37 protein-coding genes are annotated in these 20,825 nt (G+C 41.1%); all 37 read left to right on the top strand.

Annotated elements, in window-relative coordinates; translation table 11 throughout:
• Positions 1 to 119, top strand: a 119-nt coding sequence (locus QZR70_RS04935) for a hypothetical protein (RefSeq protein WP_295793478.1), incomplete at its 5' end; no start/stop codon positions are given.
• A 180-nt stretch (positions 120 to 299) separates the two neighbouring features.
• The gene (rpsJ, locus tag QZR70_RS04930) at positions 300 to 611 is read left to right on the top strand and encodes a 30S ribosomal protein S10 (RefSeq protein ID WP_004695100.1); all 312 of its coding nucleotides are present in this window, start codon (positions 300 to 302) and stop codon (positions 609 to 611) included.
• Positions 612 to 623: 12 nt separating this feature from the next.
• A complete protein-coding gene (rplC, locus tag QZR70_RS04925) occupies positions 624 to 1,265 on the top strand; it encodes a 50S ribosomal protein L3 (protein ID WP_004695102.1) in 642 nt (213 codons plus the stop codon).
• Between the two features lie 26 nt (positions 1,266 to 1,291).
• Positions 1,292 to 1,915, top strand: coding sequence for a 50S ribosomal protein L4 (gene rplD / locus QZR70_RS04920; RefSeq protein WP_005377066.1), 624 nt, complete (start codon positions 1,292 to 1,294; stop codon positions 1,913 to 1,915).
• Positions 1,915 to 2,199, top strand: a complete 285-nt coding sequence (gene rplW, locus QZR70_RS04915) for a 50S ribosomal protein L23 (protein WP_004695108.1) — start codon at positions 1,915 to 1,917, stop codon at positions 2,197 to 2,199. Before rplD ends, rplW begins: the two co-directional genes overlap by 1 nt.
• A 26-nt stretch (positions 2,200 to 2,225) precedes the next feature.
• Positions 2,226 to 3,056 carry a 50S ribosomal protein L2 gene (rplB, locus tag QZR70_RS04910; RefSeq protein ID WP_005385496.1) on the top strand — a complete coding sequence of 277 codons (831 nt, stop codon included), beginning with the start codon at positions 2,226 to 2,228 and terminating at the stop codon, positions 3,054 to 3,056.
• 23 nt (positions 3,057 to 3,079) lie between these two features.
• Positions 3,080 to 3,361, top strand: a complete 282-nt coding sequence (gene rpsS, locus QZR70_RS04905) for a 30S ribosomal protein S19 (protein ID WP_060923779.1) — start codon at positions 3,080 to 3,082, stop codon at positions 3,359 to 3,361.
• Positions 3,362 to 3,374: 13 nt separating this feature from the next.
• On the top strand, positions 3,375 to 3,710 hold the full coding sequence (rplV, locus tag QZR70_RS04900; RefSeq protein ID WP_004695112.1) for a 50S ribosomal protein L22: 336 nt from the start codon (positions 3,375 to 3,377) through the stop codon (positions 3,708 to 3,710).
• Between the two features lie 16 nt (positions 3,711 to 3,726).
• On the top strand, positions 3,727 to 4,392 hold the full coding sequence (rpsC, locus tag QZR70_RS04895) for a 30S ribosomal protein S3 (RefSeq protein WP_105084923.1): 666 nt from the start codon (positions 3,727 to 3,729) through the stop codon (positions 4,390 to 4,392).
• On the top strand, positions 4,392 to 4,829 hold the full coding sequence (gene rplP / locus QZR70_RS04890) for a 50S ribosomal protein L16 (RefSeq protein ID WP_004695114.1): 438 nt from the start codon (positions 4,392 to 4,394) through the stop codon (positions 4,827 to 4,829). Before rpsC ends, rplP begins: the two co-directional genes overlap by 1 nt.
• Positions 4,819 to 5,022, top strand: coding sequence for a 50S ribosomal protein L29 (gene rpmC / locus QZR70_RS04885; RefSeq protein ID WP_004695115.1), 204 nt, complete (start codon positions 4,819 to 4,821; stop codon positions 5,020 to 5,022). Before rplP ends, rpmC begins: the two co-directional genes overlap by 11 nt.
• 39 nt (positions 5,023 to 5,061) lie before the next feature.
• Positions 5,062 to 5,322 carry a 30S ribosomal protein S17 gene (gene rpsQ, locus QZR70_RS04880; RefSeq protein WP_005385504.1) on the top strand — a complete coding sequence of 87 codons (261 nt, stop codon included), beginning with the start codon at positions 5,062 to 5,064 and terminating at the stop codon, positions 5,320 to 5,322.
• 24 nt (positions 5,323 to 5,346) lie between these two features.
• Positions 5,347 to 5,715 carry a 50S ribosomal protein L14 gene (rplN, locus tag QZR70_RS04875; RefSeq protein WP_004695117.1) on the top strand — a complete coding sequence of 123 codons (369 nt, stop codon included), beginning with the start codon at positions 5,347 to 5,349 and terminating at the stop codon, positions 5,713 to 5,715.
• 18 nt (positions 5,716 to 5,733) lie between these two features.
• Positions 5,734 to 6,054, top strand: coding sequence for a 50S ribosomal protein L24 (gene rplX / locus QZR70_RS04870; protein WP_004695118.1), 321 nt, complete (start codon positions 5,734 to 5,736; stop codon positions 6,052 to 6,054).
• Between the two features lie 23 nt (positions 6,055 to 6,077).
• Positions 6,078 to 6,617, top strand: a complete 540-nt coding sequence (gene rplE / locus QZR70_RS04865) for a 50S ribosomal protein L5 (RefSeq protein WP_024065152.1) — start codon at positions 6,078 to 6,080, stop codon at positions 6,615 to 6,617.
• 16 nt (positions 6,618 to 6,633) lie between these two features.
• Positions 6,634 to 6,903 (top strand): 30S ribosomal protein S14, encoded by a 270-nt coding sequence (rpsN, locus tag QZR70_RS04860; RefSeq protein WP_005377140.1) that lies wholly within the window; start codon positions 6,634 to 6,636, stop codon positions 6,901 to 6,903.
• A 27-nt stretch (positions 6,904 to 6,930) separates the two neighbouring features.
• Positions 6,931 to 7,317 (top strand): 30S ribosomal protein S8, encoded by a 387-nt coding sequence (rpsH, locus tag QZR70_RS04855; protein ID WP_004695128.1) that lies wholly within the window; start codon positions 6,931 to 6,933, stop codon positions 7,315 to 7,317.
• A gap of 24 nt (positions 7,318 to 7,341) precedes the next feature.
• Positions 7,342 to 7,887 carry a 50S ribosomal protein L6 gene (rplF, locus tag QZR70_RS04850; protein WP_039968986.1) on the top strand — a complete coding sequence of 182 codons (546 nt, stop codon included), beginning with the start codon at positions 7,342 to 7,344 and terminating at the stop codon, positions 7,885 to 7,887.
• 35 nt (positions 7,888 to 7,922) lie between these two features.
• Positions 7,923 to 8,285: a 50S ribosomal protein L18 gene (gene rplR, locus QZR70_RS04845; RefSeq protein ID WP_009350984.1), complete on the top strand. Its 363-nt coding sequence runs from the start codon at positions 7,923 to 7,925 to the stop codon at positions 8,283 to 8,285.
• Between the two features lie 18 nt (positions 8,286 to 8,303).
• Entirely contained in the window at positions 8,304 to 8,807 is a 504-nt protein-coding gene (rpsE, locus tag QZR70_RS04840; protein ID WP_004695136.1) for a 30S ribosomal protein S5, read from the top strand.
• Positions 8,808 to 8,821: 14 nt separating this feature from the next.
• On the top strand, positions 8,822 to 9,001 hold the full coding sequence (gene rpmD, locus QZR70_RS04835; RefSeq protein ID WP_004695138.1) for a 50S ribosomal protein L30: 180 nt from the start codon (positions 8,822 to 8,824) through the stop codon (positions 8,999 to 9,001).
• Positions 9,002 to 9,023: 22 nt separating this feature from the next.
• Positions 9,024 to 9,467, top strand: coding sequence for a 50S ribosomal protein L15 (gene rplO / locus QZR70_RS04830; protein WP_060923780.1), 444 nt, complete (start codon positions 9,024 to 9,026; stop codon positions 9,465 to 9,467).
• Position 9,468: 1 nt separating this feature from the next.
• Entirely contained in the window at positions 9,469 to 10,731 is a 1,263-nt protein-coding gene (gene secY / locus QZR70_RS04825; RefSeq protein ID WP_295793476.1) for a preprotein translocase subunit SecY, read from the top strand.
• Between the two features lie 12 nt (positions 10,732 to 10,743).
• Positions 10,744 to 11,307, top strand: coding sequence for an adenylate kinase (locus tag QZR70_RS04820; RefSeq protein ID WP_005385513.1), 564 nt, complete (start codon positions 10,744 to 10,746; stop codon positions 11,305 to 11,307).
• A gap of 3 nt (positions 11,308 to 11,310) precedes the next feature.
• A complete protein-coding gene (gene map, locus QZR70_RS04815) occupies positions 11,311 to 12,081 on the top strand; it encodes a type I methionyl aminopeptidase (protein ID WP_295216980.1) in 771 nt (256 codons plus the stop codon).
• A gap of 23 nt (positions 12,082 to 12,104) precedes the next feature.
• Positions 12,105 to 12,323, top strand: a complete 219-nt coding sequence (infA, locus tag QZR70_RS04810; RefSeq protein ID WP_004695147.1) for a translation initiation factor IF-1 — start codon at positions 12,105 to 12,107, stop codon at positions 12,321 to 12,323.
• A gap of 26 nt (positions 12,324 to 12,349) precedes the next feature.
• Complete coding sequence (gene rpmJ / locus QZR70_RS04805) at positions 12,350 to 12,463, top strand: 50S ribosomal protein L36 (protein WP_004695148.1); 114 nt, start codon at positions 12,350 to 12,352, stop codon at positions 12,461 to 12,463.
• 23 nt (positions 12,464 to 12,486) lie between these two features.
• Entirely contained in the window at positions 12,487 to 12,855 is a 369-nt protein-coding gene (gene rpsM / locus QZR70_RS04800; RefSeq protein WP_004695149.1) for a 30S ribosomal protein S13, read from the top strand.
• Between the two features lie 19 nt (positions 12,856 to 12,874).
• The gene (rpsK, locus tag QZR70_RS04795) at positions 12,875 to 13,264 is read left to right on the top strand and encodes a 30S ribosomal protein S11 (protein ID WP_004695151.1); all 390 of its coding nucleotides are present in this window, start codon (positions 12,875 to 12,877) and stop codon (positions 13,262 to 13,264) included.
• 71 nt (positions 13,265 to 13,335) lie between these two features.
• Positions 13,336 to 14,340, top strand: a complete 1,005-nt coding sequence (locus tag QZR70_RS04790; protein WP_105089704.1) for a DNA-directed RNA polymerase subunit alpha — start codon at positions 13,336 to 13,338, stop codon at positions 14,338 to 14,340.
• A 12-nt stretch (positions 14,341 to 14,352) separates the two neighbouring features.
• Entirely contained in the window at positions 14,353 to 14,688 is a 336-nt protein-coding gene (gene rplQ, locus QZR70_RS04785; RefSeq protein ID WP_004695155.1) for a 50S ribosomal protein L17, read from the top strand.
• 281 nt (positions 14,689 to 14,969) lie between these two features.
• On the top strand, positions 14,970 to 15,917 hold the full coding sequence (locus QZR70_RS04780) for an energy-coupling factor transporter ATPase (protein ID WP_295793475.1): 948 nt from the start codon (positions 14,970 to 14,972) through the stop codon (positions 15,915 to 15,917).
• On the top strand, positions 15,917 to 16,777 hold the full coding sequence (locus tag QZR70_RS04775) for an energy-coupling factor transporter ATPase (RefSeq protein WP_295793474.1): 861 nt from the start codon (positions 15,917 to 15,919) through the stop codon (positions 16,775 to 16,777). Before QZR70_RS04780 ends, QZR70_RS04775 begins: the two co-directional genes overlap by 1 nt.
• Entirely contained in the window at positions 16,767 to 17,570 is an 804-nt protein-coding gene (locus QZR70_RS04770) for an energy-coupling factor transporter transmembrane protein EcfT (RefSeq protein WP_227721017.1), read from the top strand. Before QZR70_RS04775 ends, QZR70_RS04770 begins: the two co-directional genes overlap by 11 nt.
• Positions 17,567 to 18,352: a tRNA pseudouridine(38-40) synthase TruA gene (truA, locus tag QZR70_RS04765; RefSeq protein ID WP_295793472.1), complete on the top strand. Its 786-nt coding sequence runs from the start codon at positions 17,567 to 17,569 to the stop codon at positions 18,350 to 18,352. The genes QZR70_RS04770 and truA overlap by 4 nt, the downstream gene beginning before the upstream one ends.
• A gap of 270 nt (positions 18,353 to 18,622) precedes the next feature.
• Positions 18,623 to 20,374 (top strand): 2-oxoacid:acceptor oxidoreductase subunit alpha, encoded by a 1,752-nt coding sequence (locus QZR70_RS04760; RefSeq protein ID WP_295793470.1) that lies wholly within the window; start codon positions 18,623 to 18,625, stop codon positions 20,372 to 20,374.
• Position 20,375: 1 nt separating this feature from the next.
• The coding region (locus QZR70_RS04755) for a thiamine pyrophosphate-dependent enzyme (RefSeq protein WP_295793468.1) at positions 20,376 to 20,825 on the top strand (450 nt) is incomplete at its 3' end.

Genomic DNA, 20,825 nt, shown 5'->3' with positions numbered 1-20,825 from the left:
ACGTAACAATGGATATCGAATTGATTACTCCAATCGCTATCGAAGAAGGTCTTCGCTTCGCGATCCGCGAAGGTGGCCATACAGTAGGCGCTGGCGTTGTAACTGAAATCGAAGGTTAATTTAACCTTTTATGCTCATCGTAGTGATGCGTTGAGCACAATACATGCAGCATTCAGAGCGGCAGTAATGCCGCTCTAGTGTTGTGTTTTTAAACTATGAAGTAGAAGGTTGCCTCTGCGGAGGAGAATTTCTATGGAGCAGCCCATTCACGAAATGGACGACAGGAGGAATTATTAATAATGGCTAAACAGCAAAAAATCCGTATTCGCCTTAAGGCATACGACCACAAAGCTCTCGATCAAAGCGCTGCTAAGATCGTAGACACTGCAAAAAGAAATGGCGCTATGGTATCTGGTCCGATTCCATTGCCAACAGAAAAGAATATCTTCACAATTCTTCGTTCTGTACACGTAAACAAAGATTCTCGTGAACAATTCGAAATGCGTACACATAAACGCTTAATCGATATTCTTGAACCAAATTCGAAAACAGTAGATGCTATCACTCGTTTAGATTTACCAGCTGGTGTATCTATTGAAATAAAACTATAAGGAGGTGCGATAATGTCTAAAGCTATTTTGGGTAAAAAATTAGGAATGACTCAAGTCTTCACAGCTGAAGGCCAATTAGTTCCTGTAACAGTAGTGGAAACTACCCCAAGCGTTGTAGTGCGCGTTAAGACTGTTGAAACAGACGGCTACGAAGCAGTACAAATTGGTTACGGTTCCATTAAAGAAAAACATTTAACAAAACCTGTAAAAGGTCAGTTCGACAAAGCTGGCGTAGCTCCAGTTAAATATCTTCGCGAAGTTCGCGTAGCTAATGCAGCTGACTACACAGTAGGCCAAACTCTGGCAGCTGATATCTTCGCAGAAGGTGAATTGGTGGACGTAGTGGGTACAGGTAAAGGTAAGGGTTTTGCTGGCACAATTAAACGCCATAACTTCTCCCGTGGTCCTGAAACTCATGGTTCCAAATCTCACCGTGAACCTGGTTCCATCGGTCCTATGATCTCCGGTGGCGGCGGTAAGGTATACAAAGGTAAAAAACTCCCTGGACAAATGGGTGGTTACAGAGTTACCGTACAACGCTTATCCGTTGTGAAAGTTGATGCTGAACGTAACCTTTTATTGGTTAAAGGTGGTATCCCAGGCGCTAAAGGTAGCTTGGTTATGGTTCGCAACACGGTTAAACCTGTTAAATAATCATTTGTCGAAAGGAGGATTATGTAATGCCTACAGTAGCAACATATAATCAATCCGGCGTTAAAGTCGGTGAAATACAGTTAAACGATGCAGTATTCGGCGTTGAAGTTAACGAAGCCGTAATGCATCAAGCCGTAGTTCGTCAATTGTCTAACGAACGTCTCGGCACACATGCAACAAAAACTAGAGGTATGGTTCGTGGCGGTGGCCGCAAACCTTGGAAACAAAAAGGTACTGGTCGTGCACGTTCCGGTTCCAGCCGTTCCCCAATCTGGATTGGTGGCGGTACTACATTTGGTCCACAACCTCGCAGCTATTACAAAGCTATGCCTCGTAAGGCTAGACGTTTAGCAGTTAAATCTGCTCTTAGCGATAAAGTGAATAATAGCGAATTATACGTTTTGGAAGAAATCACATTAGCAGCTCCTAAAACTAAAGAAGTGTTGAACATTATCAATAGCTTCAACGTTGGTGATGCAAAAGTATTGTTCATCACAGAAGGTGATGTAAATGTTGAACGTTCCGCTCGCAACATCCAAGGTGTTAAAGCATTGGCTTGCGAAGGTATGAACATTTTCGATCTTCTTCATTACGATAAGCTCTTCATTACTAAAGGTGCTGTCGCAAAAATCGAGGAGGTACTTGGATAATGCAATTACATGATGTACTAATCCGCCCGGTTATTACCGAAAAATCCACTATGCTTATGGAAGAAGGCAAATACACTTTCCGTGTGCCTTTGACTGCAAATAAAGTGCAAATCCGTCAAGCAGTTGAAAAAATCTTCAATGTAAAAGTAGAAAAAGTAGCTACTATTCGCGTTTTAGGTAAAACTAAACGCATGGGTCGTACACAAGGTAAACGTAGCGATTACAAAAAAGCTATCGTTACTTTAAAAGCTGGCGAATCCATTGAATTCTTTGAAGGTGTCTAAGAGTCTAGTTGTAAGGAGGCCCACTAATGGCAATTAAATCATTTAAACCGTACTCCGCTGGTCGCCGGTTTATGACAGTATCCGCCTTCGACGAAATCACAGCAAGCAAACCAGAAAAATCTTTGCTAGCTAAGATTTCTCAAAAAGGTGGTCGTAACAATACTGGTAAAATGACAGTTCGTCACCAAGGTGGCGGTCACAAACGTCAATACCGTATTATTGACTTCAAACGTACTAAAGATAATATTCCAGCTAAAGTAGCAACAATCGAGTATGATCCTAACCGTTCTTCTCGTATCGCTTTGCTTAACTACGCTGATGGTGAAAAACGCTACATTTTAGCTCCTAACGGTCTAAAAGTTGGTGACGTTGTATTCTCCGGTCCTGAGTCCGATATTAAACCTGGTAACTGCTTACCATTGGCTAATATTCCAGACGGTACACAAATCCACAATATCGAATTAAAAATCGGTAAAGGTGGCCAAATCGTTCGTTCCGCTGGTACATCTGCTCAATTGATGGGTAAAGATAATGGCTATGCTATTCTTCGTTTACCATCTGGTGAAATGCGTCGTGTTCGTCAAGAGTGCCGTGCAACAGTAGGTGTTGTTGGTAACGCTGACCACAGCAACCTTGTAATTGGTAAAGCTGGTCGTCATCGTTGGATGGGCGTTCGCCCTGGCAACCGTGGTGTTGTAATGAACCCTTGTGACCATCCACATGGTGGTGGTGAAGGTAAATCTCCTGTTGGTCGTAAACATCCTGTTACACCTTGGGGCAAACCAGCACATGGTGTTAAAACTCGCGACAAGAAAAAAGCTTCTAATAGCTTAATCATTAAACGTCGTACAAAATAGGATAAAGGAAAGGAGATAAAATAGTGTCCAGATCTATTAAAAAAGGCCCTTTCGTAGCAGATCATTTGCTTAAGAAAGTTGAAGCTTTAAACGAAACTAACGAAAAGAAAGTTGTAAAAACCTGGTCCCGTGCCTCTACTATTATCCCAAGTTTTGTAGGCCACACAATTGCTGTGCATGATGGTCGCAAACATGTACCTGTATTCATTACAGAAGATATGGTAGGTCATAAATTAGGTGAGTTCGCTCCTACACGTACTTTTAAAGGTCATGGTAAGGACGAAAAATCTACAGGCAAAAAATAGGAGGAAATAATACATGGAAGCAAAAGCAATCGCTAGACATATCCGAATCGCGCCTCGTAAAATCCGTATCGTTGCAGATTTAGTGCGCGGTAAAAACATCGGCGAAGCATTTGCCATCTTGAAGTTCACTCCGAAAGTTGGCGCTGATGTAGTAGAAAAAGTTATGCGTTCTGCAATCGCAAACGCTGAACATAATTTCGATATGAATGTTGACAATCTTTACGTATCCGAGATCTTCGTTGATCAAGGCCCTACATTAAAACGCATTCATCCTCGTTCCCGTGGTCAAGCTTTCAAAATTTTGAAACGCACTAGCCATGTAACAGTAGTAGTTAAAGAAAGAGCTTAAGAAGGAGGGAAACAGAGTGGGTCAAAAAGTTAATCCACACGGTTTGCGTGTCGGTATCGTAAAAGATTGGGACGCAAAATGGTATGCAGATAAAGATTTCGCTGCTAATCTTCATGAAGACGTAAAAATTCGTAACTTCTTGAAAGAAACCCTTTTCATTGCTGGTATTTCCCGCATTGAAATCGAGCGTACAAATAAACGTATTAAATTGACTATCCACACTGCAAAACCAGGTATGGTTATCGGTCGTGGTGGTGCTGGTATCGAAGATATCAAAAAAGCAATGACTCGTTTCACTGACAAACAAGTGGACGTTAACATCGCAGAAATTAAACAAGCAGACATGGATGCAATCTTGGTTGCAGAAAACATTGCTAGCCAATTGGAACGCCGTATTGGTTTCCGTCGTGCAATGAAACAAGCTGTAGGTCGTACAATGCGCTTAGGTGCAAAAGGTATTAAAATCATGGTAAGCGGTCGTCTTGGCGGCGCTGAAATCGCTCGTAGCGAATCCTACCGTGAAGGTTCTATTCCTTTGCATACACTTCGTGCAGACATCGACTACGGTACTGCTGAAGCTCATACAACATATGGTTGTATCGGCATTAAAGTATGGATTTACAAAGGTGAAGTTTTGCCAGAAGCAAAACAACCTGCTAAGAAGGAAGAAGGTGGCAAGTAATGCTTATTCCAAAGCGCGTAAAACATCGTAAGCAATTCCGCGGCCGTATGAAAGGTCGTGCTATGCGCGGTAATACAGTGTCTCATGGTGAGTTCGGCTTGGTAGCATGCGAACCATCTTGGATCACTAACCGTCAAATCGAAGCTGCCCGTATTGCTATGACTCGTTATATCAAACGTGGTGGTAAAGTATGGATTAAAATTTTCCCTGACAAACCAATCACAGCTAAACCAGCTGGTACTCGTATGGGTTCCGGTAAAGGTTCTCCTGAATACTGGGTAGCAGTAGTTAAACCAGGTCGTGTAATGTTTGAAATGGACGGTGTGCCAGAAGCTACAGCTCGTGAAGCTATGCGTCTTGCAAGCCATAAACTTCCAATCAAATGCAAATTTGTTGTTAAGGGTAAAGAATTGGGTGGTGACGTAAATGAAGGTTAATGACATTCGCAATATGAGCGCTGCCGAAATGGAACAAAAAGTTTCCGGTCTTAAGGAAGAGTTATTTAACCTCCGTTTTCAGCTTGCAACAGGTCAATTAGAAAATCCTATGCGCATTCGTGAAGTTAAGAAGACAATCGCTCGTATTAAAACTGTACAACGTGAAGTTGAACTTAAATCTGAAAACGCATAATAACAGATTTGTTAAAGGTTGAAAAGGAGGCTTAAAATCGTGGCAGAAGAAAGAAACGTACGTAAAGTCCGCGTAGGTAAAGTTGTTAGCGACAAAATGAATAAAACTGTTGTTGTTGCTGTAGAACGTAAAGTACCTCACGCATTATATAACAAGCCAATGGTTAGCACTAAACGCTTCAAAGCTCATGATGAAAATAATGAGTGCCAAATTGGCGATACAGTTAAAATTGTAGAAACTCGTCCACTTTCTAAAGATAAATGTTGGAGAGTTGTTGAAATTCTTGAAAGACAAAAATAAGAGTGATGTAAGGAGGAATAGACGATGATCCAGCAACAAACAATTTTGAATGTTGCCGACAACACTGGTGCAAAACGTATTATGTGTATCCAAGTCATGGGCGGTTCTTATCGCAAATTCGGCAATATCGGTGACGTAATCGTTGCTTCTGTAAAAGATGCATCACCCGGTGGCGTTGTCAAGAAAGGCGACGTAGTCAAAGCTGTTATTGTTCGTTCTAAAAAAGGTATCCGCCGTCAAGACGGTTCCTATATCCGTTTCGATGAAAACGCAGCAGTAGTAATTAAAGACGATAAAACCCCTCGTGGTACTCGTATTTTCGGACCTGTAGCAAGAGAACTTCGTGAAAAAGACTTCATGAAAATTGTTTCCTTGGCTCCAGAAGTATTATAAGAAGGAGGAACGCAGCATATGGCTAAACTACAAATCAAAAAAGGCGATACAGTTGTTGTTATCTCCGGTAAAGATAAAGGTAAGCAAGGTACAGTAATTGCTACTGAACCTAAAAAAGAACGCGTATTTGTTGAAGGCGTTAACACTGTAAAACGTCACACAAAACCTTCTCAAGCTAACCCACAAGGCGGCATCGTTACTAAAGAAGCTGGTATCCATGTTTCTAACGTAATGGTTGTTGACCCAGAAACTAAAACAGCTACTCGTATCAAAAAAGTTGAAGGCAAAGACGGTAAATTCGTTCGCGCTACAGTTAAATCTGGTACAGTACTTAAATAATCAGGAAAGGAGGAGCTAAATAAATGTCTCGTTTATTTGAACAATACAACTCTGAAATTAAAAAGAGTTTGCAAGAAAAATTCCAATACGGCAACGTTATGGAAATCCCTAAATTGGAAAAAATCGTTATCAACATCGGCGTTGGTGATGCAGTAGGCAATGCAAAAGCATTGGAAGCAGCAGTTAATGATTTGACTATCATCGCTGGTCAAAAACCTGTAATCACAAAAGCAAAAAAATCCATTGCGAACTTTAAAGTTCGTGAAGGCATGGCGTTGGGTACAAAAGTTACTCTTCGTGGCGAACGCATGTATGAATTCCTCGACAAATTGATCAATGCGGCATTACCTCGTGTACGTGACTTCCGCGGTATCAGCGCAACAGCATTTGATGGCCGTGGTAACTACGCTTTGGGTCTTAAAGAACAGCTCATCTTCCCTGAGATCGAATATGATCAAGTAGAACGTGTTACTGGTATGGATATCATCGTAGTAACAACTGCTAAAACAGATGAAGAAGCTCGTGAATTGTTGACTCAATTCGGTATGCCTTTTGAAAAATAATAGGAGGAACATATAGATGGCTAAAAAATCTATGATTGAACGCGAAAAGAAACGCGCTAAAATCGTTGAAAAATATGCAGCTAAACGTGCAGCGTTAAAAGCAGCAGGTGATTATGAAGGCTTGTCCAAATTACCAGCAAACGCATCCCCAACACGCTTACACAACCGTTGCAACTTAACTGGTCGTCCTCACGGCTATATGCGCAAATTCGGTATCAGCCGTATTGCGTTCCGTGAATTGGCGTACAAAGGACAAATTCCTGGTGTTAAAAAAGCCAGCTGGTAATATTAGACGAGAGGAGGTTTTTAGATTATGGTAATGACCGATCCTATCGCGGATATGCTTACGCGCATCCGTAATGCAAATGCTGCACTTCATGAAACGGTAAACATTCCTGCATCTAGAATGAAAGCAGCTGTTCTTGACATCCTTTTACAAGAAGGTTTCGTAAAGAACGTAGAAAAAGAAGAAAACACTTTAAAAGTAACTTTGAAATATGGTTCCAATAACGAAAAAGTTATTACAGGAATTAAACGTATTTCCAAACCAGGTTTACGTGTTTACGCGAAAAAGGAAGAACTTCCTCGTGTACTTGGTGGTTTGGGTATCGCAGTTATTTCTACATCCAAAGGCGTTATGAGCGACAAACAAGCTCGTAAAGAAGGTCTTGGTGGCGAAGTAATCGCATACGTTTGGTAATAGTAGCAATAGGAGGTAGAAATAATGTCACGTATCGGTAGAATGCCTATCGAGATCCCTGCAGGCGTTACTGTTACATATGATAACCATCATATGAACGTAAAAGGTCCTAAAGGTGAATTATCTCGCGATTTGCATCCAGATATGAATATCACTGTTGAAGGTAACACAATTACAGTAGCTCGTCCTTCCGACAATAAAGCTCATCGTTCCCTTCACGGTTTGACTCGCGCTCTTGTTGCTAATATGGTAACAGGCGTATCTGAAGGATTCACAAAAACTCTTGAAATCAACGGTGTTGGTTACAGAGCGGCTAAACAAGGCAATAAATTAGCTCTTACACTTGGCTTCTCTCATCCAGTAGAAATGGAAGCTCCAGCTGGTATTACAATTGAAGTTCCAGCTCCTAACAAAATCGTTGTTTCTGGTGCAGACAAAGAAGTTGTAGGCGCAGTAGCAGCTGATATCCGTAAATGGAGAAAACCAGAACCTTACAAAGGTAAAGGTATCCGCTATGAAGGCGAAGTTGTTCGTCGTAAAGCTGGTAAAGCTGGTGCAAAAGGTAAATAGTAATATCATCTATATGAATGAAAGGAGTGAATATCTTGCCTCGTAAATCTAGTAGAAACATCGCTCGAGCAAAACGTCATCTTCGTATTCGCCGTCACATCTCTGGTACGGCAACTTGCCCACGTTTGAACGTATTCCGTTCTTTAGGCAACATCTATGCTCAAGTTATTGATGACGTAGCAGGTACAACTTTGGTAGCTGCTAGCTCTTTAGATAAAGATTTGAACTTGTCCTATGGTGGTAACGTAGCTGCTGCTAAAGCTGTTGGTGAAGCAGTTGCTAAAAAAGCTATCGCTAAAGGCATTGACACAGTAGTGTTTGACCGTGGTGGTTACATTTACCACGGCCGCGTAGCAGCCCTTGCAGAAGGTGCTCGTGAAGCAGGCTTAAAATTCTAAGAAGGAGGAACTATAGACATGGCGAGAATTGACTACACCAGTCTTGATCTTAAAGAAAGAGTAGTATTCATCAACCGCGTAGCCAAAGTAGTTAAAGGCGGTCGTCGTTTTTCCTTCAGCGCTCTTGTAGTTGTTGGTGATGGCAACGGTTATGTAGGCGTTGGCTTAGGTAAAGCAGCGGAAGTACCAGAAGCAATTCGCAAAGGTATCGATGATGCTAAGAAAAATATTGTAAACGTAGCAATTAAAAATGGTACAATCCCTCACAGCGTAACAGGCGTATTCGGCGCAGGCCGCGTATTCTTGAAACCAGCTGCTGAAGGTACTGGCGTTATCGCTGGTGGCCCTGTTCGTGCCGTATTGGAATTAGTAGGTGTTCGTAACATCTTGACTAAATCTTTGGGCTCTTCTAACCCTAACAATATGGTTCGCGCTACAATCGAAGGTTTGAAAGATTTGAAACGCGCTAGCGAAGTTGCAGAACTTCGTGGTAAAACCGTTGAAGAAATCTATAACGCGTAATAAGGAGACAAGAAATGGCACAAGTTAAAGTAACATTAACAAGAAGCTTAATCGGTCGTCCTGAAGATCAACGCGCGACAGTTAAAGCTTTGGGCTTGAAAAAAACTAATTCTCAAGTTGTAAAAGAAGTAACACCTCAAATCGAAGGTATGCTTCACAAAGTTAGACATTTAGTAAAAGTTGAAGAAGTTTAATACTGATAAGGAGGTGCACTGAATGAAACTTCATGAATTACAACCAGCTGCTGGTTCCAAAAAAGCTCGTACTCGTGTAGGCCGTGGTTTAGGTTCTGGCTTGGGTAAAACATCTGGTCGTGGTCAAAAAGGTCAAAACTCCCGTTCTGGCGGTGGCGTTCGCTCCGGTTTTGAAGGCGGCCAAATGCCTCTTTATCGTCGTTTACCAAAACGTGGTTTCAACAACGTTTTTGCTAAACAATATGCTGAAGTTAACGTAGAACAATTGAACCGTTTTGAAGACGGTGCAACAGTTGATCCAGTAGCTCTTATTGAAGCTGGCATTTTGAAAAATGTACGCGATGGCATTCGTATTTTAGGTAACGGTACATTGGAAACTAAAAACTTAACTGTTATCGCTAATGGCTTCACTAAATCTGCTGAAGAAAAAATTACAGCAGCAGGCGGAAAAGTAGAGGTGATCTAGGGTGCTAGATAGCCTCTCGAACATCTTTAAGATTACCGAACTACGTAATAAGATTCTTTATACATTAATGATGTTTGCTATCTTTAGAGCTGGTATTCACATTCCTGTTCCAGGTGTTGATGCATCTGTTATCGAATCCTTGTTTACATCCGGTAACCTATTCGGTCTATTAGACTTGTTTGCTGGTGGTGCGCTTAGTAAGTTCTCTATCTTTGCAATGAGTATTACACCTTACATCAATGCTTCCATCATCATGCAACTGCTTCAGTCTGTGGTTCCTCAGTTTGAAGCATGGAGTAAAGATGGTGAAGACGGGCGTAAGAAAATAGCGAAGGTAACTCGTTATGGCACCGTAGTTCTCGGCTTTGTACAAGCCGCAGGCATGGCATTTGCTCTTAGAGCAAACAACGCTTTGGTAAATAATGATTTCCTTAGTGTATTCGTTGTGGCCATCATCCTAACAGCAGGCACATGCTTGTTGATGTGGATTGGTGAACAAATCACAGCATATGGTATAGGTAATGGTATTTCCTTGATCATCTTTGCTGGTATCGTAGCTCGATTACCTGATGGTTTAGAAACTATTTATCAATATATCCAAAACGGAACAATCAATATGTTCCAAGCATTCTTATTTGCTGTAATTGCTCTTGCGATGATTGCTGTCGTAGTTGCAGTTACACAAGGCCAACGTCGTATTCCGATTCAATATGCTAAACGCGTAGTAGGTCGTAAAATGTACGGTGGTCACTCTACATTCTTGCCGTTGAAAGTTAATCAGGCAGGTGTAATCCCAATTATCTTTGCGTCATCTGTGTTGATGTTCCCTGTGACGATTGCGCAATTTATTGACAATGAATTTGTTCATAAAGTGGCTGATCTATTTACATGGGGTACGCCGTTACAAACGGCATTGTATGCATTATTGATTTTTATCTTTACGTATTTCTATACTGCAATCTCTATCAACATTACAGATATGGCAGATAATATGAAAAAATACGGTGGTTTTATCCCAGGTATTCGTGCGGGTAAACCAACTGCTGATTATGTGGATAACGTGATGACCAAGATCACTTTGGCTGGCGCTGTATTCTTAGCTGTCGTTGCTATTATACCGAATTTCCTCGGTAGCATTACCGGCGTCCAAGGCGTATACTTTGGTGGTACGGCTCTTCTCATCGTTGTAGGTGTAGCGCTTGATACAATGCAACAAATTGAGTCGCTCATGGTAACACGCCACTATAAAGGCTTTGTGAAATAGGAGGGAAACAATATGTATATTCTATTAATGGGACCTCCTGGTGCTGGTAAAGGCACTCAGGCAGCTCGACTTATTGAAAAATACGGTATTCCCCAAATTTCAACAGGTGATATGTTCCGCGCTGCGATTAAGAACGAAACACCTCTTGGAGTTGAGGCTAAGAAATACATCGATGCTGGTCAATTGGTACCAGACAGTGTAACTGTTGGTATCGTACGTGATCGCTTGGTGAAAGATGACTGCAAATCTGGATTTATTCTTGATGGATTCCCAAGAACTACAGCGCAAGCTGTGTCCTTGGACGCAATCCTTAAAGAATTAGGAATTTCTTTGGACGCTGTACTTAACTTAAACGTTCCTTCCGAGGAATTAGTTAAACGTATTAGCGAACGAGCTGTTCTAGAAAATCGTGCTGATGATAACCCTGAAACAGTACAGAAACGTTTAGCTGTGTACGAAGAATCTACTAAACCTTTAATCGACTACTATCGCAATAGCGGTTTATATGAAGAAATTAATGGTTTACAAGATGTAGACGCAGTATTTGCTGACATCATTAAGGCTTTGGAGAAATAATCCATGATTATTTTGAAATCGCCCCATGAAATTGAATGTATCCGCAAGGCAAGTAAGCTTACAGCAGACACGTTGTCCTTGTTAGTAGAAAAGGCTAAACCTGGCATCACGACGCTTGAGTTAGATACAATTGCCGAAGAATATATTCGCAGCCACGGTGGTATACCAAGTTGTAAAGGGTACTATGGATTCCCTGCTACAATCTGTGCTTCTATCAATGATGAAGTTGTTCATGGTATTCCGAGCGCTAAGCGTAAGCTTAAAAACGGTGATGTCCTCAGTATTGATCTTGTATCATCTATTGATGGATATCACGGCGATTCGGCTGTGACGATTCCTATCGGTCACGTCAAACCTGATGTGATGAAATTGTTAAAAGTTACAGAAGAAAGTCTGTTCAAGGGAATTGAACAAGTGAAAGTTGGCAACCGTATCGGTGCTATCGGTCATGCTGTTCAAACGTATTGCGAGAAACATGGTTACGGTGTCGTTCGCGACTTCGTAGGTCATGGTTTAGGCCGCGAAATGCATGAAGATCCGCAAATACCAAACTATGGTAGTCCTGATCAAGGACCTTTAATGAAACCAGGTATGGTATTGTGTATTGAACCGATGATTACATTAGGCAGTTATCGTGTTCATGTATTAGGGGATGACTGGACAGCAGTTACCGTAGATGGTAAACCTGCTGCTCATTTCGAACATACAGTGGTTGTTACAGAAAACGGCCCTGAAATATTAACCATGCGTGATGAACCGCGGTTAATTAAATAAAACAGGTAACCGGAGGAAAAGATATGTCAAAAGAAGACGTTATTGAGGTGGAAGGTACGGTAGTTGAGGCTTTACCGAATGCCATGTTCCAAGTTGAATTGGAAAATGGTCATATCGTATTGGCTCATGTGTCAGGTAAAATGCGTATGAATTTTATCCGTATTCTTCCTGGTGATAAAGTTACTATGGAACTGACACCGTATGACTTAAATCGTGGTCGCATCACCTATCGCTTCAAATAAGCATAGGGTCCACAAAGGAGGTACTAATGAAGGTTCAACCATCAGTTAAAAAGATATGCGAAAAATGTAAAATCATTAAACGCAAAGGCCGTGTAATGGTTATTTGCGAAAATCCAAAACATAAACAAAAACAAGGATAATCTGATAGGAGGTGGATGATTAGATGGCACGTATCGCCGGTGTAGATTTACCTCGTGATAAACGAGTGGAAATTGGTTTAACTTATATTTATGGTATTGGTCCAACTTTAGCATCTGAAATCATTGCTAAAACTGGCATCAATCCTGACACACGTGTTCGTGATCTTTCTGAAGATGAAGTAGCGAAAATCCGTGAATTGTTAGATGCTGATTACAAAGTTGAAGGTGACCTTCGTCGTGAAGAAGCTCTTAACATTAAACGCTTAATTGAAATCAACTCCTATCGAGGCAAACGTCATCGTATGGGTTTACCACTTCGTGGTCAACGTACTAAAACGAATGCACGTACTCGCAAAGGTCCTAGAAAAGCAATTGCTGGTAAAAAGAAATAAGATAAAGGAGGGATAAAGCGTGGCTAAAAAAGTTGTTAGAACTAAAAGAAAAGAAAAGAAACATATTGAATCCGGTGCGGCTCATATTCGTTCTACATTCAATAACACTATCGTAACTTTGACAGATACAAACGGTAATGCGTTGTCTTGGGCTTCCGCTGGTGGCTTGGGCTTCCGTGGTTCTCGTAAATCCACTCCATTTGCTGCTCAAATGGCTGCTGAACAAGCTGCTAAAGCTGCAATGGAACATGGTCTTCGCACTGTTGAAGTATTCGTAAAAGGTCCTGGATCCGGCCGTGAAGCTGCAATCCGTGCTTTACAAGCTGCAGGTCTTGAAGTTACTTCCATTAAAGACGTAACTCCAATTCCTCACAATGGTTGTCGCCCTCCAAAACGCCGTCGTGTATAATTAATAGCGGCCGATTTGATACGGTGCTATAATTAAACTATGAACGTGTGTTGTATAGGAGGATGTTCCTGATGAGCGAAGAAAAGAAACTTAAAATCGAGAAGGTGGACATCGCCGAAGGCGGTCGCTATGGTAAGTTCGTATGTGAACCATTAGACCGTGGTTATGGTATCACTCTCGGTAATAGCTTACGCAGAATTTTGCTTTCATCCTTGGATGGGGCAGCTATCACCTCTATCAAAATTGATGGAGTTCTTCATGAATTCTCTACTATTCCTGGTATTCGCGAAGACGTTACGGATATCATCCTTAACTTAAAGCAATTGTGCATCAAAGTTGAAGAAGATGTGCAACTACCATTGGAAGTTCACTTTGACTTCCAAAAGGATGGTGTATTGACAGCAGCTGACTTAGCTGAGCAATTCCCACCAGAAGTGGAAGTATTGAATCCTGAACTTGTGATTGCGACTATGGATGAGACAGCTCATCTCGTAATGGACGTAGTGATTGAACGTGGCAAAGGTTACGTTCCTTCCACGAAGAATAAAAAAGACACAGATGTAATCGGTTGTATTCCAATCGATTCCATCTTCTCTCCAATTCTTCGTGCCAAATACGAAGTGAGTGATGTTCGTGTAGGCAATGAAATGGACTTTGACAAACTTACATTAGAAGTTTGGACTGATGGTTCCATTACTGCTGCTGATGCAGTGGCAAAATCTGCTGCCATTATGATTGGTTATTTAGGGAACTTCACTAAATTAGCGCACTCTGCAGATGTTGTAGATGTAAACACAGGTGAAGGCGGTATCGTTGTTGATCCAGTAGGTTCCGATAATGAAGAACCAGCTGTAGATGACGGCCCAGCAAAGATTTCTATCGATGAGTTGGAACTCTCTGTTCGTGCGTATAACTGCTTGAAACGTGCTGGCATTAATACAATTGCAGATTTGCTAGACAAAACCATTGATGACTTAGGAAAAGTTCGCAATTTAGGCAAAAAATCCATCGATGAAATTGAGGAAAAACTCAACAATCATCCAGGTGGTTTTCAACTTAAACAAAAAGGCGAATAAGGAGGAAGACGAATGTACAGAAAATTAGGCCGCGACAGCTCCGCTCGTAAAGCGTTGTTCCGTAGCATGTTAACATCTTTCTTCCAATATGAGCGTATTGAAACTACAGAAGCTAAAGCGAAAGAACTTCGCTCTTTAGCTGATCAAATGGTAACTTTGGCTAAACGTGGTGATCTTCATGCACGTCGCCAAGTTCTTGCATACCTCATGGATGAAAGCGTAGTAAAAAAATTGTTTGATACAATTGCTCCAAAATATGCAGACCGTCAAGGTGGTTACACTCGTGTAATCAAAACTGGTCTTCGCAAAGGTGACGCTGCACCTTTGGCTATTATCGAGTTAGTTTAATCAAACTCATACGGTGTTGTAACTTATGTTGCAGCACCGTTTTTTTATTGTCAATTTTATGGTACAATCGATGAGTATAATATCGTAATATATTAGCAGTTATCGTAAATATTAAATGTCTATTGTTAACCTTTTACAGTATACCTTAGATACTATTTCATTCTAAGTGTATGAACAGGACATATTATATTGATGCTAGTAGGCTCAATATAGGATGATTGATTTGTAAATGGTTCTACTTTTATAGAAACGAAATTGACTAGAAAGATATGAGGTTATCCATGAATGAAAAAGACATTATGATTGAGGTCAATCATATGAGTCATATCTATACCGATGAAAATGGCAATGATGTACATGCATTAAATGATGTTAATTTATCTATTAAGCGCGGCGAGTTTGTTTGTATCATCGGTACGAATGGTAGTGGTAAAAGTACACTAGCTAAGCATTTCAACGTGCTATTACAACCTAGTGAAGGTCATATCAATGTATGTGGCTATGATACGCGCGATGAAGCGCACATTTGGGATATACGCCAACATGTAGGCATGGTATTCCAAAATCCTGATAACCAAATTGTGGCAGCTGTCGTAGAAGAGGACGTTGCCTTTGGTCCAGAAAACTTAGGTATTCCTAGCGCAGAAATTAGAAAACGTGTCGATGCAGCGTTAGAGGCTGTCAATATGACTGAATATAGAGAACATGGTCCTCATTTGTTGTCTGGTGGTCAAAAGCAACGCATTGCCATTGCCGGCGTACTTGCTATGAAACCAGATTGTATCGTCCTTGATGAGCCAACAGCTATGCTCGACCCTAAAGGTCGTCGTGAAGTGCTTGAAACAGTTCATAAACTCAATAAAGAAGAAGGCATTACTATCGTATACATTACACACTTTATGGAGGAAGCTGTTACAGCGGACCGTGTGGTGGTAATGAAAAATGGCGTGAAGTTACATGATGGCACCCCTCGTGAAATCTTTAGCCATGTAGATACCTTAAAAGAACTTGGCCTCGATGTACCTGTGGCGTCTGAAATTGCTTTCAAATTGAATGAAAAAGGTTATGAAGTAGGTAAGAGTATCATCAACAATGAAGAATTAGCAGAAGGTCTAAAACATTCTAAATTGGCTGATCAATTACTAAGTGAACATAACGTAGGTAATCACAAGATAAGTTCTCCTAACAATGGAAATTCAGATGTCGTAAGAGGGGAGGGCGTACACTAATGGCGATTGTATTAGATAATATTACCTATACCTATGGTGTAGGCACTCCATTTGAAAAAACGGCCCTTCATGGTATATCTCTTACCGTTGAAAACGGTGAGTTTTTAGGTATCATTGGTCATACTGGGTCTGGTAAATCTACCTTTGTACAACATTTGAATGGCTTATTACATCCTACAACAGGAACCGTTACCGTTAATGGTGTAGATATTAGCGCTTCTACAGAGGAAGCTAAGAGGATGCGTCATAAGGTAGGCATGGTGTTCCAATATCCTGAACATCAATTATTCGAAGAAACCATTGCCGAAGATATTGCATTTGGTCCTAAAAACTTAGGCCTTAGTGCAGATGAAGTGGATGAACGCGTACGAGATGCCATGAAATTTGTAGGCCTCGACTATGATACTTATGCAGAGCGTTCTCCATTCCACCTATCTGGTGGTCAAATGCGTCGTGTTGCCATTGCCGGTGTAGTGGCTATGGATCCGGACTTCCTAGTTCTTGATGAACCATCTGCAGGTCTCGATCCATTTGGTCGTGAAGAAATCTTTGAAGAAATTATTCGCCTTCATAAAGAAAAGGGGATTACAGTAATCCTTGTATCTCACAACATGGAAGATATTTCGCGCATGGCATCTCGCCTTGTGGTCCTTGATAAAGGTCGTATCGTTCTCGATGGAGAGCCGATGGATATCTTTAATAATCACCGTGATGAATTACAGGCTGTTGGTGTAGACGTACCACCAGTATCTGTCACTATGGAGTATTTGCGTGAACAGGGACTAGATGTATCTAATCGTGTATTATCCGTAGATGATGCAGTACAAGCCATTTTAGAAGGAGGTAGCCATGTTAAATAACATTACTATAGGGCAATACTTCCCAGGAAACTCCTTCTTGCATCGCATGGATCCTCGTGCAAAGATTATTGCTACTACCATATTCGTAGTAGCCATCTTCTTAGCGAACTCTCCTCTTGCGTATGGCTTGGTAGGGGCATTTACAATCTTTGCTATGCTCTTATCACGATTGCCATTACGCTTGATGTGGTCAGCTATTAAACCACTTTGGATTATCATCGTATTTACCATGGGTATTCATATCTTTACAACACCAGGTAATACAATCTTCCAATGGTGGATCATCAATATTACAGATCAAGGCGTGGCTATGGGTCTACAAATGGCGGCGCGATTAATCTTTTTAATCTTGTTCTCGTCTTTATTGACCTATACGACATCACCAATTCGTTTGACCGATGGTATTGAACATTTGCTCAATCCATTCCGTTGTATTGGTGTGCCAGCTCACGAATTAGCAATGATGATGACTATTGCATTGCGCTTTATTCCAACTTTATTAGACGAGACAGACCGTATTATGAAAGCTCAATCTGCTCGTGGTGCAGATTTTGTGACAGGCTCTATCATTCAACGTGCTAAAAACATGGTGCCCCTCTTAGTGCCATTATTTATTAGTGCTTTCAGACGCGCTGATGAACTAGCGATTGCCATGGAGGCTCGCTGTTATAGAGGGGGCGTTAACCGTACGCGCATGAAAGAGCTACAAGTTACCTATGTAGATTATATCGGCGTAGGAGCTGTCATTTTGGTTACCATCGCACTCATCGTTTTATGGTGGCTTGATCTATGAGAAATATACGTATCATAGTCGCTTATGATGGCACTGACTTAGCAGGCTATCAAAAGCAACCTGACGATAAGGGCTTAACGGTGCAAGGCTGTTTAGAATATGGATTGTCAAAAATTTGTAATGAACCAATTCAAATCTACGGTGCTTCTAGGACTGATGCAGGGGTACATGCTAAGTTTCAAGTCTGTACATTCCAAACATCTGGAGCTATACCGGCAGAAAATATTCCTCGCGCTATGATTGCTCATATCCCAAAGGATATAGTTGTTCTTGAGGCGGTAGAAATACCACTCGATTGGAAGCCGCGATGGAATATATATGGTAAAGAGTATGTATATACTATCCATAATCAACTCATCGCTAATCCGTTGACAAAACGATACCATTGGCATGTTAAGAAACCTCTTAATATTGGGCTCATGCAAGCTGCCGGCAATGAACTATTAGGTACGCATGACTTTACAACCTTGAAGGGAACGAATTCAACGCCTGCTGATCCTGTAAAGACTATCATGGGCATCCATGTAGAGGCCGACGGCCCTCATGTTACCATTTCTGTTATAGGCAATGGGTTTCTATACCACATGGTTCGCAATATTGCAGGCTTACTTGTCGATGTAGGGCTGGGAAGACGCAAGGTGGAGGATATTAAGTGCTATTTAGCGGCTAAAGATCGCCGTGTTATAGGCAAAACGGCGCCAGCCCAAGGTTTATGTCTAGAGGAAATCTTCTTTACCGAAGAACGGCAGCAAGAGGTGTTACAGAATAAATATTCTATATAATTTTGTATAGACTACATTCTCCTATAATTTATTTAAAACGATAACCGTTAATACTAAAAGGATACTACTTAGCATGTAGTATCCTTTTCTCTTATAATTTTTAGTTATAATGCCTTAATTTATACCTATTATTATGTGAAATGATACATTGTAAACCCAAAATATACATGATACAATGACGATATAGACAGGTTCGTACTATAAAACATTAACATAGTAAGGTAGACTCTTGTCAGCAGTGTAATTTTTATCCTAAGGAGGGTGAATCTCTTGCAAAAACGTAAAGATTTTATCTGGAAAATGGGCGGCCAACAAGGTGAAGGTATTGAGAGTTGTGGCGAAATCATGGCGACAATCCTCGCTAAAGAAGGTTATTCCTTGTATAGCCAACGTTTGTTTGCATCTCGTATCAAAGGTGGTCATACTACATTCGCATTGCGCGTTGCATTAGAACAAGTTATGTCCATTGGTGAAGGCGTAGACTTCTTGCTTTCTCTTGATCAAGAAACAGTTGATATGCATGGTTCCGAAGTTCGCGATGGCGGTTACATCATCTGTGACAGCAAAGTAAATCCTGACTTCTCTAAATTTGAAGGTGCAAAGGTTAATTGCTTGTCCTTGCCAATTTCTGAAACAGCAATGAAACAAGGTTCCATGTTGATGCGTAACATCGTAGCACTTGGTATGTCTGTAGCACTTCTTGGTTTCGATACTAAGATGTTCAAAGATGCGATTGCTGCTAAATTTGCGAAAAAATCCCAAGAAATCGTGGATAAAAACTTGGCTGCTTTTGACGATGGTTATGGCCTTGTAATGGAAAAATTAGGCGATGTTGAAATCGATACATTGCCAGCTCCTGGTAAGAAAGATCAAATGTTCTTATTAGGTAATGAAGCATGTGCTCTTGGTGCTATTGCAGCAGGTTCCCGTTTCATGGCATCTTATCCTATTACTCCAGCATCTGAAGTAATGGAATATATGATTAAAAACATGGATAAATTGGGTGCTACAATCGTTCAAACAGAGGACGAAATCGCAGCATGCATGACAGCTATGGGCGGCGTATACGCAGGTGTTCGTGGCTTCACATGTACTTCTGGCCCTGGTCTTTCCTTGATGGCTGAATCCTTATCCATGGCTTCCATGGCTGAATTGCCAATGGTTGTTATCGACGTTCAACGTTCTGGCCCATCCACAGGTATGGCAACAAAGGTTGAACAATCCGATATTGATGCGGCTTGCTACAATGCACATGGCGATTACGCTGGTATCGTAATTTCTCCAACATCTATCGAAGAATGCTTCTATGAAATTCAAAAAGCTTTCAACTTGGCAGAAATGTACCAATGCCCAGTTATCTTCATGCCTGACTTACAACAAGGTTTGAATAAACAATCCGTTCCTTCCTTCGACTTGAACCGTGTACCTATTAACCGCGGTAAAATGATGAAAGAAGCTGATCTTCCTGAATTGGAACAACCTAAATACTTCAAACGCTTTGAATTGACTGAAGATGGTATTTCTCCACGTACAATTCCTGGCATGAAAAATGGTCTATTCCTTTCCACAGGTCTAGAACATAATGAAGAAGGTAAACCAGCAGAAGCGCCTACAATGCACGTAGCACAAACTGATAAACGCTTCCGCAAATTGGAAACTGTAGCTGATAACTATGAACCATTCTTGAATAACGCTAAATACGACGAAGCAGATGTACTCGTTGTAGGTATGGCTTCTAGCCGTGGTGCTATCGAAGAAGCAGTTGCTGAATTCGATCAAGAAGGCGTTAAAGTTAACCACTTACAATTGCGCTTGATTAAACCATTCCCAGCTAAACAATTACAACCATTCATGGATGCTGCGAAAAAAGTGGTTATCGTTGAGCACAATGCTACAGGTCAATTGACTAACTTATTTAAAATCAACATGCATAAGAAATCTAAAATTTCCAGCTGCTTGAAATACGATGGTAATCCATTCACAAAAAGTTATGTGAAAAATGCTATTAAGGAGGTCCTATAATATGACAACAGCTAAAGATTACAGAAACGATATTCGTCCTAACTGGTGTCCAGGCTGTGGCCATTATGGGGTTCAAGCAGCGATTACTGACGCTGTAGTAGCGAAAAATATTCCACCAGAAAAATTAGCAGTAATTTCTGGTATCGGTTGCTCTAGCCGTATCGGTGGTTATTTCTACGCATATGGCGCGCATACAACTCATGGCCGTGCGCTTCCTTACGCACAAGGCGTTAAACTTGCTAACCAAGACTTAGAAGTTATCGCTTGCTCTGGTGATGGCGATGCGTTCGCTATCGGTATGGGTCACACTATCCATGCTTTCAAACGTAATGTAAACATGACATATGTTGTAATGGATAACCATGTATATGGTTTGACTAAAGGTCAAGCATCCCCTCGTTCCGATATCGGTTTTGTTACAAAAACAACTCCTCGTGGGGCATTCGAATCT

It is taken from the genome of uncultured Veillonella sp. (genome assembly GCF_900545205.1).
GTDB lineage: Bacteria > Bacillota > Negativicutes > Veillonellales > Veillonellaceae > Veillonella.
Note: the sequence above shows the minus strand (reverse complement) of the source record. Positions and strands in the feature narration are given on the sequence as shown.

Excerpts from the sequence above, each read along its gene's own strand:
- rplC (WP_004695102.1), top strand. The coding sequence starts at position 624 with ATGTCTAAAGCTATTTTGGGTAAAAAATTAGGAATGACTCAAGTCTTC.
- rplO (WP_060923780.1), top strand. The coding sequence starts at position 9,024 with ATGAAACTTCATGAATTACAACCAGCTGCTGGTTCCAAAAAAGCTCGT.
- infA (WP_004695147.1), top strand. The coding sequence starts at position 12,105 with ATGTCAAAAGAAGACGTTATTGAGGTGGAAGGTACGGTAGTTGAGGCT.
- rplN (WP_004695117.1), top strand. The coding sequence starts at position 5,347 with ATGATCCAGCAACAAACAATTTTGAATGTTGCCGACAACACTGGTGCA.
- rpsE (WP_004695136.1), top strand. The coding sequence starts at position 8,304 with ATGGCGAGAATTGACTACACCAGTCTTGATCTTAAAGAAAGAGTAGTA.
- rpsJ (WP_004695100.1), top strand. The coding sequence starts at position 300 with ATGGCTAAACAGCAAAAAATCCGTATTCGCCTTAAGGCATACGACCAC.
- rplW (WP_004695108.1), top strand. The coding sequence starts at position 1,915 with ATGCAATTACATGATGTACTAATCCGCCCGGTTATTACCGAAAAATCC.
- rpsH (WP_004695128.1), top strand. The coding sequence starts at position 6,931 with ATGGTAATGACCGATCCTATCGCGGATATGCTTACGCGCATCCGTAAT.
- rpmC (WP_004695115.1), top strand. The coding sequence starts at position 4,819 with ATGAAGGTTAATGACATTCGCAATATGAGCGCTGCCGAAATGGAACAA.
- rplV (WP_004695112.1), top strand. The coding sequence starts at position 3,375 with ATGGAAGCAAAAGCAATCGCTAGACATATCCGAATCGCGCCTCGTAAA.
- rplP (WP_004695114.1), top strand. The coding sequence starts at position 4,392 with ATGCTTATTCCAAAGCGCGTAAAACATCGTAAGCAATTCCGCGGCCGT.
- rplE (WP_024065152.1), top strand. The coding sequence starts at position 6,078 with ATGTCTCGTTTATTTGAACAATACAACTCTGAAATTAAAAAGAGTTTG.
- rplX (WP_004695118.1), top strand. The coding sequence starts at position 5,734 with ATGGCTAAACTACAAATCAAAAAAGGCGATACAGTTGTTGTTATCTCC.
- rpmJ (WP_004695148.1), top strand. The coding sequence starts at position 12,350 with ATGAAGGTTCAACCATCAGTTAAAAAGATATGCGAAAAATGTAAAATC.
- rplB (WP_005385496.1), top strand. The coding sequence starts at position 2,226 with ATGGCAATTAAATCATTTAAACCGTACTCCGCTGGTCGCCGGTTTATG.
- rplD (WP_005377066.1), top strand. The coding sequence starts at position 1,292 with ATGCCTACAGTAGCAACATATAATCAATCCGGCGTTAAAGTCGGTGAA.
- QZR70_RS04790 (WP_105089704.1), top strand. The coding sequence starts at position 13,336 with ATGAGCGAAGAAAAGAAACTTAAAATCGAGAAGGTGGACATCGCCGAA.
- rpsM (WP_004695149.1), top strand. The coding sequence starts at position 12,487 with ATGGCACGTATCGCCGGTGTAGATTTACCTCGTGATAAACGAGTGGAA.
- truA (WP_295793472.1), top strand. The coding sequence starts at position 17,567 with ATGAGAAATATACGTATCATAGTCGCTTATGATGGCACTGACTTAGCA.
- QZR70_RS04820 (WP_005385513.1), top strand. The coding sequence starts at position 10,744 with ATGTATATTCTATTAATGGGACCTCCTGGTGCTGGTAAAGGCACTCAG.
- rplQ (WP_004695155.1), top strand. The coding sequence starts at position 14,353 with ATGTACAGAAAATTAGGCCGCGACAGCTCCGCTCGTAAAGCGTTGTTC.
- rplF (WP_039968986.1), top strand. The coding sequence starts at position 7,342 with ATGTCACGTATCGGTAGAATGCCTATCGAGATCCCTGCAGGCGTTACT.
- QZR70_RS04775 (WP_295793474.1), top strand. The coding sequence starts at position 15,917 with ATGGCGATTGTATTAGATAATATTACCTATACCTATGGTGTAGGCACT.
- rpmD (WP_004695138.1), top strand. The coding sequence starts at position 8,822 with ATGGCACAAGTTAAAGTAACATTAACAAGAAGCTTAATCGGTCGTCCT.
- rpsN (WP_005377140.1), top strand. The coding sequence starts at position 6,634 with ATGGCTAAAAAATCTATGATTGAACGCGAAAAGAAACGCGCTAAAATC.
- map (WP_295216980.1), top strand. The coding sequence starts at position 11,311 with ATGATTATTTTGAAATCGCCCCATGAAATTGAATGTATCCGCAAGGCA.
- QZR70_RS04780 (WP_295793475.1), top strand. The coding sequence starts at position 14,970 with ATGAATGAAAAAGACATTATGATTGAGGTCAATCATATGAGTCATATC.
- QZR70_RS04770 (WP_227721017.1), top strand. The coding sequence starts at position 16,767 with ATGTTAAATAACATTACTATAGGGCAATACTTCCCAGGAAACTCCTTC.